This window comes from Photorhabdus sp. CRCIA-P01 (assembly GCF_003545805.1).
Taxonomy (GTDB): Bacteria; Pseudomonadota; Gammaproteobacteria; order Enterobacterales; family Enterobacteriaceae; genus Photorhabdus; species Photorhabdus antumapuensis.
The window spans coordinates 1-12,151 of record NZ_NMQR01000078.1 but is presented as its reverse complement, the minus strand read 5'-3'; the positions used below and the strand labels follow the sequence as shown (position 1 = coordinate 12,151).

At 43.4% G+C, this 12,151-nt stretch carries 13 protein-coding genes; 3 read left to right on the top strand and 10 right to left on the bottom strand.

Features of this window, described 5'->3' with window-relative positions:
- Positions 1 to 854: 854 nt before the first annotated feature.
- The 6 genes from D3222_RS22640 to D3222_RS22615 form a co-directional block, all read right to left on the bottom strand.
- Positions 855 to 2,633, bottom strand: a complete 1,779-nt coding sequence (locus tag D3222_RS22640) for an acetyl/propionyl/methylcrotonyl-CoA carboxylase subunit alpha (protein ID WP_369973535.1) — start codon at positions 2,631 to 2,633, stop codon at positions 855 to 857.
- Between the two features lie 8 nt (positions 2,634 to 2,641).
- Complete coding sequence (gene pxpB / locus D3222_RS22635) at positions 2,642 to 4,255, bottom strand: 5-oxoprolinase subunit PxpB (RefSeq protein WP_118988125.1); 1,614 nt, start codon at positions 4,253 to 4,255, stop codon at positions 2,642 to 2,644.
- A gap of 78 nt (positions 4,256 to 4,333) precedes the next feature.
- On the bottom strand, positions 4,334 to 5,092 hold the full coding sequence (locus D3222_RS22630; protein ID WP_118988124.1) for a LamB/YcsF family protein: 759 nt from the start codon (positions 5,090 to 5,092) through the stop codon (positions 4,334 to 4,336).
- 103 nt (positions 5,093 to 5,195) lie between these two features.
- Positions 5,196 to 5,843 (bottom strand): pyroglutamyl-peptidase I, encoded by a 648-nt coding sequence (pcp, locus tag D3222_RS22625; RefSeq protein ID WP_118988123.1) that lies wholly within the window; start codon positions 5,841 to 5,843, stop codon positions 5,196 to 5,198.
- Positions 5,844 to 5,852: 9 nt separating this feature from the next.
- Positions 5,853 to 6,869, bottom strand: a complete 1,017-nt coding sequence (locus tag D3222_RS22620; RefSeq protein WP_118988122.1) for a DUF979 domain-containing protein — start codon at positions 6,867 to 6,869, stop codon at positions 5,853 to 5,855.
- Positions 6,869 to 7,597 (bottom strand): DUF969 domain-containing protein, encoded by a 729-nt coding sequence (locus D3222_RS22615; RefSeq protein WP_118988121.1) that lies wholly within the window; start codon positions 7,595 to 7,597, stop codon positions 6,869 to 6,871. The genes D3222_RS22620 and D3222_RS22615 overlap by 1 nt, the downstream gene beginning before the upstream one ends.
- Positions 7,598 to 8,033: 436 nt before the next feature.
- Between D3222_RS22615 and D3222_RS22610 the strand changes: the two genes are divergently transcribed.
- Positions 8,034 to 8,696: a GntR family transcriptional regulator gene (locus D3222_RS22610; protein WP_118988120.1), complete on the top strand. Its 663-nt coding sequence runs from the start codon at positions 8,034 to 8,036 to the stop codon at positions 8,694 to 8,696.
- 367 nt (positions 8,697 to 9,063) lie between these two features.
- On the top strand, positions 9,064 to 9,333 hold the full coding sequence (locus D3222_RS22605) for a helix-turn-helix domain-containing protein (RefSeq protein WP_118988119.1): 270 nt from the start codon (positions 9,064 to 9,066) through the stop codon (positions 9,331 to 9,333).
- Here D3222_RS22605 and D3222_RS22600 read toward each other — a convergent pair.
- Positions 9,278 to 9,508 (bottom strand): type II toxin-antitoxin system CcdA family antitoxin, encoded by a 231-nt coding sequence (locus D3222_RS22600; RefSeq protein WP_118988118.1) that lies wholly within the window; start codon positions 9,506 to 9,508, stop codon positions 9,278 to 9,280. The genes D3222_RS22605 and D3222_RS22600 overlap by 56 nt on opposite strands.
- Positions 9,509 to 9,596: 88 nt before the next feature.
- Positions 9,597 to 9,806, bottom strand: coding sequence for a cell morphology transcriptional regulator XreR2 (xreR2, locus tag D3222_RS22595; RefSeq protein ID WP_118988117.1), 210 nt, complete (start codon positions 9,804 to 9,806; stop codon positions 9,597 to 9,599).
- Positions 9,807 to 9,954: 148 nt separating this feature from the next.
- Here xreR2 and xreR1 point away from each other — a divergent pair, with 148 nt between their 5' ends.
- Positions 9,955 to 10,191 (top strand): cell morphology transcriptional regulator XreR1, encoded by a 237-nt coding sequence (gene xreR1 / locus D3222_RS22590; RefSeq protein WP_118988116.1) that lies wholly within the window; start codon positions 9,955 to 9,957, stop codon positions 10,189 to 10,191.
- Between the two features lie 240 nt (positions 10,192 to 10,431).
- Here xreR1 and D3222_RS22585 read toward each other — a convergent pair whose 3' ends face one another.
- Positions 10,432 to 11,628, bottom strand: coding sequence for an aspartyl protease family protein (locus D3222_RS22585; protein ID WP_118988115.1), 1,197 nt, complete (start codon positions 11,626 to 11,628; stop codon positions 10,432 to 10,434).
- A 241-nt stretch (positions 11,629 to 11,869) separates the two neighbouring features.
- Positions 11,870 to 12,151 (bottom strand): transposase (locus D3222_RS22580; RefSeq protein WP_198672859.1); only part of this gene is annotated, 282 nt, incomplete at its 5' end.

Below are 12,151 nucleotides of genomic sequence, written 5' to 3'. Positions count from 1 at the left end.
CAACATGTATAGTATATGGCTTATAACATTTTTATTGATTTATTCTTGTGAGATTTTATTTGTATCTAATTGATATGGGATGATATTTTTAACTTTATTTTTTGTTTGGTAAATGTATTTATATGGTCAAATGTAGAAAATAAATCCATACACTATTTATAAGCGGTAATTTATAATGAGTTAATGATTTCTTAATTGTTTAAATATAGGTAAAGATAGCCTAAAATTATCATGTTGTTTGTCATTTACTGGATGAATATATATGGCTGTTATCACTTAATAATCATTAGTAAATGATGTTATCTTTACTTTCTATTTTGTTGAAATCTTTTCATGTTTATTACTGATTTTAATAGTTCCTCAATCTTCAATTGAAACATATGATATTAAAAACATTTATTCTGGATAAAAACGAAAGAGTTTTACTAATAGTTGATTGAATCCAACACATAAACAAGTGTTAAATCGTATGATGGCTTATTTATCTTATTATCAATATTAACGAATGATTAAAATCATTGCCATTAATAGTTATTTTTTCCTATTCATAAAGGGTTTAATTAGTTTTTTTAACTATTACGTTTACTTTAATTTTGATCTCTTCATTAAAATTGTACGGAAATAATTGTACGGAAATTATCCGCACAATTTGATATTGTATTGGGTAATGTGAATTTATGTGTCAAATTAGCCAATTAATTGTGACTAATTTGGCGATTATTATACCTAATAGATTTCGAGTTGCAGCGCGGCGGCAAGTGAATGAATCCCCAGGAGCATAGATAACGATGTGACTGGGGTGAGTGAAAGCAGCCAACAAAGCAGCAGCTTGAAAGATGAAGGGGATATCATTATTAATCATCGTTAATACTTGCCAGTACATTTCCTGCCTGTTGATAACCGCCTTCTTCTGCATAGAGGGTAATTTTCCCAGAACGATGTGCGGTAAGTTGCGTTTCCATTTTCATTGCTTCCATGACAGCGATGGCATCACCTTGTTTAATTTCATCACCTTCCTGCACATACCAGGATTGTAAAACGCCAGATATTGGTGCTGAGACAGGATTAGGTGCTGTTATTGTCCTCTCTATTTCACTATTTTTGTTTTCAGTGATGGAATTTTGCCCAGAATCAGGCAATGAAAGCCCTTTTAATAATTCGGCAGGTAGCCCCAGTTCATGCCGACGGCCATTAATTTCAATAAAAGTGCGTGTTACCTTTTCTTGATGATGGATTTTCTGGCGCGGAGATATTTTTATATCATTGATAAAGTCAGTTTCGATCCAACGTGTATGGACGTTAAATGTGTCATCGGAAATAAAATCAGGATGTTCCATCACTGCCCGATGAAAAGGCAATACTGATGCAACGCCTTCAATGCTGAATTCCTGTAATGCACGTTGCGCCCGGGCAATAGCTTGTTGGCGGGTTGCTCCGGTGACAATCAGCTTAGCCATCAGCGAATCAAAGGTGTCAGGAATGGTGGAACCTGCTGTAACACCAGAATCCAATCTTATGCCTGGGCCGGAAGGGGGAGAAAAGACTGTCACGGTTCCGGGCGTCGGTAAAAATCCTTTACCGGCATCCTCTGCGTTAATACGGAACTCAAAAGAATGGCCGAAGGGAATGGGTGTTGAGGTCAATGATAAAGGTTTACCTTCAGCAATGCGGAATTGTTCTATCACAATGTCGATCCCCGTGGTTTCTTCAGTGACGGGATGTTCGACCTGCAAGCGAGTATTCACTTCTAGAAAAGAAATCGTGCCGTCTGCACTGAGGAGAAATTCCACGGTACCGGCTCCGATATAATGGGCTGCGACGCAAATATCCCGTGCCGCTTGATGAATACGTTGGCGCTGATATTCGGTCAAAAATGGGGCCGGTGCTTCTTCCACCAATTTTTGGTTACGCCGTTGCAGTGAACAATCACGTGTGCCAAGGACCACTACATTGCCATGTTTATCAGCCAGAATTTGCGCTTCAATATGACGAGGTTTATCCAGGAACTGTTCAATGAAACATTCTCCACGACCAAAGGCCGCTGTTGCTTCACGAACAGCCGAATTGTAGAGTTCAGTGACTTCATCGAGCCGCCATGCCACCTTCATGCCACGCCCACCACCGCCATATGCTGCTTTAATTGCAATTGGCAGGCCATATTGTTCGGCAAACGTCAGAGCTTCCTCCGCGTTTTTCACCGGTTCTTCCGTACCTGAAACCTGCGGTGCACCTACGTGTTGGGCAATTTTGCGTGCTTTAACTTTGTCACCCAAAATATCAATTGTCTCTGATTCAGGACCAACCCAGATCAACCCTGCATTAATAACTGCACGGGCAAATTCTGCCCGTTCAGCCAGAAATCCGTATCCGGGATGTACCATGTCGGCACCTGAACGTTTCGCAATATCCAATAATTGGGGAATATTAAGATAGGTATCAGCGGGGCTGTTTCCGCCTAAACTATAAGCCTCATCAGCCAATTGTACATGTTGTGCATGGATGTCCGAATCAGCGTAGACGGCGATAGATTGTAAACCATAATCCCGGCAGGCACGGATGATACGGACGGCGATTTCACCACGGTTAGCGATCAAAACTTTTTTCATGGGATGGTTTTTATTATTCATGGTCATTACGGTACTCATGAGCGGCAATCACTCTCTTTTATTTCGTGAAATTCAGTGATTGGGTTGAAGCGGATACGAGCATTGACAGGAATTTGTCCCGCAAGATCGAGATGATAGTTGGCAACGGAACCAATGACTGGATAGCCACCGGTCAAAGGGTGATCTGCTAAAAACAGCACCGGTTGACCACTGGCGGGAACCTGAATTGCGCCAGTGGTCGTTCCCTCACTCGGTAACTCTTTATGATTAAGACGCGATAATGGTGTGTCGCCATACAGGCGAATACCGACTCGATTAGATTGTGGTGTGACTTGCCAAAGTTGGCTTTTTAGCAGGGATAGCGCTTCTGTGGTGAACCAGTCAGTGCGTGGTCCCAGAATGATATCCAATGTAACGATATCGTCAGAGGTAGGCATATTAAAAGCCGGGCTTTCATCCATTGATACAGCGGAACCCTGCGTGACAGTAAGAATATCCAAAGTATCGCCTATAGCGATTGGCATAGGACCAATGTGTGCCAACGTATCGTAAGAGAGGCTGGAGAGAATCGGTTGCTTGGCAAAACCGCCACGCACTGCCAAATAAGAACGCACTCCCGCTTTGGGTGTTCCTAGCGTCACTTTATCACCTTCACTCAGATCGACAGGCTGATAGCCATCAGTCTGAAACTTGCGGCCAGATGCTGTTTGAACAGTGATTGGGCAGTTAGCACCCGTGACCGCGATAATGACATTGCCATGAGAGATAAAGCTTAATCCTCCTTGTACAATTTCCAGACATGCATTATCCGAAGGATTACCGACGATACGGTTTGCACCTCTCAGCGCGGTTTTATCCAGCGCACCGGCAGCGGAAATACCTAAACTAGCCTGCCCTGAACGCCCTAAATCCTGAAAAAGTGTTTGTATTCCAGTGGTTAGGATTTCCAGTGAGGAGTGTTTATCAACCTGTGAAGATAGAACGTCCTCTATGGGCGCAACCGGGGTTTCGGGTTTAGTGATAGTAATTGTTGCGCCTTTGCGTTGATCTCTGAAACGTACCCGGAAACCGGGTTGTAACAGGGAAGGGGGAGAACGAGAGAGATCCCACATGCGCTCTGGCGTGGTGCCGATGATTTGCCATCCTCCCGGACTGGCTTGAGGATATATCCCACTGAATTCTCCGGCCAGCCCGACGGAACCCGCAGGAATGCGGGTTCTTGGCGCCATCCGGCGAGGAACATGTAAACGATCTGAATCTGTGACTAAATAGGCAAATCCGGGGGCAAATCCGGTAAAAGCAACGGTGTACTCACTTTCTGTATGTCGCTGAATAACTTCCTGAGTGGTGATGCCGAGGATTTCTGCCACTTCCGCCAGATCTTCACCATGGTAATGCACCGGGATTTCAACGAGTTTTCCTGTTGTCCTATCCAGTGTATTCAGGTTGCGACCATTGATTTCTCTGGCAAGTTTGTCGGTGGAAACAACGTTGGGACGAAATTGAATTAACAGTGTTCTGGCCGCCGGAATAATTTCTTCTATGCCTGCAATGGGGCAGGCATTAAGTGAATCAAATAGCGCCAGTGTTTCATTCAGATCATGAAGCTCGACAATAATGGCATCTAAATTAACAGGTAAAAAACGCACTAGGTACTCCTGGGCATGATAAGCGCTTAAATACTACTTTGCTTAAATAAATACTACTTTGCTTAAATATTACTTTGCTTAAATAAAGGAGCATACGGTGATCCCGGCTTGTTGCAGGGTTAGTTTCACCTGACGTGCCATTTCTACCGCGTCTGGGCTATCGCCATGAACACAAATGGAATCCGCCTGAATACGGGTAAAACTGCCATCAATGGCTTCAACTCCCCCTTCTGTCACCAATTGCAGCATGCGCCGGGCAACGACATTAGCGTCATGAAGTACCGCCCCTTTTTCCCGGCGAGAAACTAGCGTGCCTTGTGGAGTGTAAGCTCTGTCAGCAAAGGCTTCCGCGACAGTTCGTAACCCTTTTTCCCTCGCTAAATCCAATATTTTCGAACCGGCTAATCCAACCAGCGCTAAATTATCATCCACTTCGCGAATTGCGGTAATGACGGCAAGGGCTTGGTATTCATCATGGGCAATGGTGTTATACAGTGCACCATGCGGTTTAACATAACTTACGGTGGTTCCTGCCGCCGCAGCCAGACCTTTCAACGCGCCAATCTGGTAAATAACATCCGCGATCAGCTCATTACTGGAGATATCCATATTGCGGCGACCAAATCCGACAAGATCTGGATAAGACACATGAGCACCAATCACTACCTGATTTTTATGGGCGGATTTTAAGGTTTGCAGGATCCCGGCGGGATCACCAGCATGAAATCCACACGCTACATTGGCGCTGGTGACAATGCTCAGCATGGCGTTATCGTCGCCCATTTTCCATTGACCAAAGCTTTCGCCAAGATCGCTGTTTAAATCAATAATGTTCATAGTCATGACCCCAATAAAGTGATATTCAAAAAAGGAGTAAAAAATTCAGGATGCTTATCAGTGCTACAGATAGGCAATTTCCGCTACGCCGATGGATGCTGAATCAATGAGTCGTTCCTCCGCTAGTAACAATGTCCTCACTGTTTTCTAATGCTTGATGAATAGCGATTTTCAGTGCTGTTGTTATTGTTTCCAGAGCCATGCTGGGTGTCCCCGGGTGTTTTACCGCCTGTTCAGGTAAGTAGGGAATATGGATAAATCCACCGCGTACTTTGGGATAAGTCAGTGCCAGATGGTGAAGTAGGCCATACATGACATGGTTGCAGACATAGGTACCGGCACTCTGTGAAATCGAAGCGGGGATTCCCGCAGTTTGCAGGCCACTGACGATCGCTTTAATCGGCAAGGTGGCGAAATAGGCAGCCGGTCCGGTTGTTACGATAGGGGTATCAATGGGCTGATTGCCTTGATTATCGGGAATACGTGCATCGTTGATGTTAATCGCTATGCGTTCCACCGTGATATCCGGCCTGCCTCCTGCCTGCCCCACAGCAATGACCAGTTCAGGTTGTATCTCATCAATGGCGGCGTACAGGCAAGTGAGAGAAGTATTGAATACACATGGGAGCTGGCGTGTTTCAATATGCGCTCCAGATAGCTGTTGGTTTTGCAATTGCCTGACTGCCTCCCACGATGGATTGATGGTTTCACCATCAAAAGGTTCAAAAGCGGTAATTAGAACGGTTTTCATGGGATCTCCTTATAAAAACATCAAAAAATAGAGCAGAAAAACATTGACAATCAGCAGCGCTATTCCAGTGGGGATTTGTGCTTTAATGACCGCATTACGGTTTGGTAATTCCAGCAGTGCGGCAGGAACGATATTGAAGTTTGCGGCCATTGGGGTCATCAGTGTACCGCAATAGCCTGAGAACATGCCGATGGCGGCCATAACCGCTGGATTGCCGCCATGTTGCAGTACCAGAATAGGAATGCCGATCCCTGCGGTAACAATCGGGAACGCGGCGAAAGCATTGCCCATTATCATGGTTAATAACGCCATTCCGAGTACATATGTCGCCACCGCGATCAATCGGTTATCCACCGCTAAATAATACTCAGTCAGGTGAGAAATTGCAGTACCGACACCGGCTACGGTAAATAATAGCCCTAGCGTCGCTAATATCTGTGGCAGGATAAACGCCCAGCCGATAGCGTCCAGCAGGCGACGCGCTTCTTGGGTTGATTGAGCTACGCCTTCTCGCGTCATTCTCAATGCAACGCCATATCCGACTAAGCAGCCTACTGTCATGGAAAACAGCGTTACCAGCGTGGCATGATTGCCGGTACCGAACAGTGCTTGTTGTAACCCAGGGACGTGGTTAAACAGTAATACGCCTATCACGGTGACGATAGGGATTGCCAGTGCGGGAAGAAATAGACGATTACCCAAACGGGAGGCACTTTCTTGCCGTTGCTGAGGTGTGCGTTGGTGGTAGCTACCCAATCGCACACCGCCAAAACCTGCCGTCAGTGCCATCAATACGACGATCAGCCCTACACTGATATGCAGCATTTTTTGGGCCTCGGCTTCGTTGTCTGCCCATAGTGCTATTACGCGATAGCTCCAGTTGCCTACCAGAAACACGATGCCATATAGCGCCCAGAACAAGCTGGTGGTCAGGCGGCGAGGGTTGGCGTGATCACGCCAGGACATCACCGCTACGGCCAGCAGAACTACGCCTGCCAGCCAATAAAGATACTGTTGCTGAAACATTACCCCACCTTCCTTCGATTTTTGTCCATACCATTCAGTGCTGCCAATTTGGTAGCGATCTGGTGGTCAAGACGAGACAAGCGGAAAGCGTGGATTAGGAAGGCACAGATGGCGGTAGGGATCCCCCACATAGCGATATGTAGCGGTTCCGTTTGGATGCCGCCAGACTCTAGCATAAAGTTATGCATAAAGATGATTGCACCAAAGGCGACGAAAATATCCTCACCGAAGAACAGGCCAACATTGTCGGTTGCCGCCGACATGGCCCGCAGGCGGTAGCGTACATCGTCAGGTAGGTCATGATGACGGTTTTCCGTGGCCCCTTCTACCATTGGTGCCAGCAATGGACGCACCATTTGCGGGTGTCCTCCTAAACTGGTCAACCCGAGCGCAGCGGTTATTTCACGAATGAACAGATAGATGATCAGCAAACGCCCGGCAGTTGCTGTTTTAATATTACTAATCCAGGTTTGAGCTCGCTCTTTTAAACCGTGCCGTTCCAAAAGGCCGATAGTTGCCAGTGGTAACAGCAAAATGAGTGGCAAATTTCGGGTATTAAGGAAGCCGGAACCTAGCTTTTCCAGAATCGCCGTGATCGGCATATGTGCTGCTAGCCCAGTGATGATCCCTGCGACAATCACCACCAATACCGGGTTAAACCTGAGTAAAAAACCCACGACAATAACCGCGATGCCAATCAACGGCCATAGATTCACAATCTGTTGCATGTTGTGTCACCTCGGTAGATAAAAATCGCGGTTGCTTGCTGTGTTGTCATAGGCTGAATTCCTGTGTGGTGGATAAATTTATATCTAAGCAATATGCGTACCATCGTTGGATAATTTGCATTTATTGTTAAAGTATTGTTTTTATATTGTTGAACAATAAATAAAATGAGGCGAAAGAATAGGCAAATAAAATTATTTTTTAATCATAAAAATGAAACGTAGATCACTTTTTACGATAGTTATGCTCTATGGCGGTGCGCTGAATGCACCATCATGAGGCAATAATCCTTCTGGCGTGTAAAACGGTAAGTGGGTCAGATCCCTATGCTTGCTGGCAGTAGGTGAATGTGTGAAGATGCCTGCCATCCTTATTTCTTTACGACCGGGAACTTGTGGTCGGGTTTACTACATTTGATCTGCCTTTCAACTAATCATTATGAAAAAAGATAATTCCGCTCCTAAGACGTTAAGTGAAAAAATTACAGATATTATCCGGCAGAAACTGATTATTGGAGAGCTATCACCTGGTCAACGACTATCAGAAGCGGCTCTGAGCGAACAACTTGAGATATCGCGTAATACATTACGTGAGGTTTTCCGGGTACTGACTCAGGAAGGGTTACTGCAATATGAACCTAACCGTGGTGTTTTTGTCTCCACACCGAGTATCGCCTCTATTATCGATATTTATCGGGTCCGGCGGCTTATTGAATGTCAAGCATTGGAGCAATCTTATCCTATGCATCCTGCGGTTGAACACATGCGTAGTGCTATCGAAGTGGCTAAACAGTGTCGTGATACTCAGGACTGGATCGGCGTTGGAACCGCAAATATGGCATTTCATTCCGCTATTGTTGAACTGACTGACAGTGAACGGCTGATAACATTCTATGGGTATATTTCTGCGGAATTGCGTCTGGCTTTTGGTTATCTGAATGATCCTGAACTTTTTTATGCCCCCTATATTGATCAGAATGCCCATATTTTGGCGCTACTTGAGAAAGGTGAGCCAGAGAGTGCGGCCACTGTGTTAAAAAGCTATCTGGAGCAGTCAGAACGTACTGTATTGGCGGCTTATATGCGTAAAAGTCGTGTTTAATAAATGAAGGTTAAGAAAAGAAATATCTGCGACCAGATTGGCAAATTTATTGATAAAATAAATTAATTTAATTAATATTTTTAAAAATTTTTCATATTTTTAGTTTGTAACGTTATGTTTGTTTGGTGCCTCTCCAGACAAAGGCGATAGTGTTTATAGAGATCAAGGAAGTCAATGATAAGAGAAGCTATATATGCCTTTTGTGCCATGATGTTGAACTTTTTAATCCTCCCAGTTATTGATCACGTGGTTATTAAAAACATCATTCATCGTATTTTTGCGGTAAGTCATATTAGTAACATGAGTTACAGGAAAACGTGACTTATAGTCCGTGGTTTGATAAGTAACATCGTTCGATACTTATCGAATGAAAAAACCTAATACTATAAAATCCATTTTTGGACAAAGAGTTAGATATATCAGAATAGCATCTGGTATGTCCCAGGAAGCTTTTGCCGATAAATGTGGGCTTGATCGCACTTATATCAGTGGCATTGAACGCGGCGTCAGGAATCCCACGCTTGAAGTTATCAATGTTATTGCCAGCGGTTTACAGATTGAATTAAAAGATCTGTTTGATTTTAATGTAGAGAAAAAGAGTTGGTTGACTTTAATTGGTGCATTGCATTTTGTTTAATAAATTGGGCAACCTCTTCCATTCCTTTGCGATTATCTGCTTTCCAACTTTCAGCTTTGATTAGTTGAGTTTCTCTGGTCATGGCTTCATTAACAAAACCTGAAATATTTACACCGGCTGAACTCAGGATCAGATAATTTTCTTTATCAACGGTTACGTTAACTCTATGCTTCATAGCACACCTCAAAAACATCCTTTAAGTATAAAGTAGATCGGAGCAGCTTATCTTATTGATAAACTACTCCGTTTTGCTCTACAGCCACTTACTTTGTGTACCTCGAAGGCCATATTTCAGCGGGATCGCAATCTAAAGCTTCGGCAATAAGCTGTTGACCTTTAGGCCAGCGGCGTTGCAGGGTATTAGCAAGGGTAGATGATGCTAACCCCGCCTCCCTTGAAACGGCTGCTAACGATGTGCCCCGTTTTTTCAGCTCTGCTATGATGTCTGCTGGGTGCCAGTCCTGATTTTTCATTGTTAATCCTCTACATTACGGATGACTTTGATATGAAAAGGTAAATCGTTACATGGTAGACTATAAGTCACATATGATAACATAACTTACCGCAAAAAGTGACTCATAGTCCGTGGTCTGATAAGTAACATAATTCGATACTTATCGGATGAAAAAGCCAAACGCTGTAAAATTCCTTTTTGGACAAAGAGTTAGGTATCTCAGGCAATCGTCTGGCATGTCTCAGGAAGCTTTTGCCGATAAATGTGGCATTGATCGGACGTATATCAGTGGTATTGAGCGTGGGGTTAGAAATCCTACGCTGGAAATCATCAATATTATTGCGAGTGGTTTGCAGATTGAGCTGACAGATCTATTTGATTTCAGTACAAAGCCAAAAGGTTAACAGCCGCTTTCCCCTTTATTTCTTAAACATATCTTGCTTGTATACCTAATAGATTTCGAGTTGCAGCGAGGCGGCAAGTGAACGAATCCCCAGGAGCATAGATAACTATGTGACTGGGGTGAGTGAAAGCAGCCAACAAAGCAGCAGCTTGAAAGATGAAGGGTATAAACAGAATAAATACCAAATTGAAGAATAAGTTTATAGAGGGAGATAAAGGTTCTCCCTCTATAAATGGCCTTATTAAATGGTAATGATTTTCTGGGTGTGATTTCGTTCAATTTTTATGGTTAATTTACCCGATGGTGTTTCTGACAACTGATTACGAAGATAGGTGATATCCTTAGGAAGAGCTTGTTGGCCATTAACTTCCAGTACAATATCACCGTTCTTTAACCCAAATTTTTCAATATCTTTGGGATCGTTGTAAAATATTTCTACTTTGTTATTAAAATAGCGGATTGCAATCGTGCGAAGTAGTGGGTTGTCATAACGGGTGAAATTTTTGGCGTTAAAACAGAGCAGCATTTTGTTTGGGATAAACAGATAATCATCAAAACGCGAGAAGAAACTCATACCAAGATTGTATTGATCATTTTTATTTTCGCCAATTCTCAGACGACCCACTGGCAGTTGCTGTAAATAAAAGCCATCAATTAGATACTCTTTACTACTATCAAGACCACTGGCGGAGGCGTATTTGACACTGGTTCCTTCAGAAATTTTATCTTTATGCTCTTTTTTCAGATATGCAATAAATTCCTGAGAAACATAGCTGTAATCGGCCCCGGTATCTATATTAAAAACGACATTAGAAACTTGGATTGCGGGAGATTTGCCGTAGCTATCACTGTAAGGTTCACATTGTTGATAATTTAGGATTGAAGGTGCATGGCGCCATACTGTCAATGTGTGATTCAGGTTATTTATTTCCCAGTTTAACTGACGAAAAGTGTCAATTCCGAGAATACCATCCAGCTCCTGACCAATGGACTGATTAAAGAGACTCATGTCAATGCCAATCCAGGGATCGGAGCCCGGTACCGTATGATTACCGAGAGTAATCGCCAGGGGTTGCCATAATGCTAGGTCAGCTTTGTGTAAGCGTTTTTCACTGGTTGTAAGTAGTCCATCGGACAACATACGGTGGAATGTAACCGGTATTTTTGATTCTGGTGTGGTTTGTGTCAGCGTTTTTGCCAGTTTATTATCGATGAAGGTATAACTGGCGCCAGTATCCAGCAAGAATTGATATTCTTTACCGGAGATAGTGACAGGAACAATGATCGATGTAGGCTGATGGATGTTCAGCTTAGTAGAAAGGACGGGTTTATTTTCTTCTAGCATATGAATTTTTTCCATATGGCTACAGCCCGTTATCAGTGTCAACAAACTGGCGGCAATAATTGTCCGAGAGGCTATCTTTTCCTGTTTTTTCATAATATTAGATTCCTTTTCTAGGGAGTGAAAGATGAAAAGCTCGGGTCCGGTAAAACCCAACTTATTAAAACCAAAGATAAACAATAACATCATTATATTAGTTGATGTGAAATGTAGTGAGTAATTGTTTAACTGTGGTTGAACTATTATTAGTTTCAACGGTAATATTGGTGAAAATGTCGACTATTGATAAGTTTGAACGGTAGAAGTTATTAATGGCGATATTTATACCCAAGAAACTTCAAGATGCAGTTTTTAGCACCTGAAAATGGTCGTTAATTCTAGACGTCAGCGAGTCCGCTATATCAGGTAACGTTGTGGTGAAAAATTTGAAGACTTTGTCTCGAAATTCATGCTTATCAGCGAAATAACGGTTATTTCGAACCTGTTCATTCATGACCTTCCATAATCGCTCTATCGGGTTTAAATTTGGGCTGTATGGAGGAAGGTAATGTAACTCAATATTGCTAACATAAGCCCACTCCTTCACAAGATGAGCTTTGTTGTAACCCGCCCCATCCAC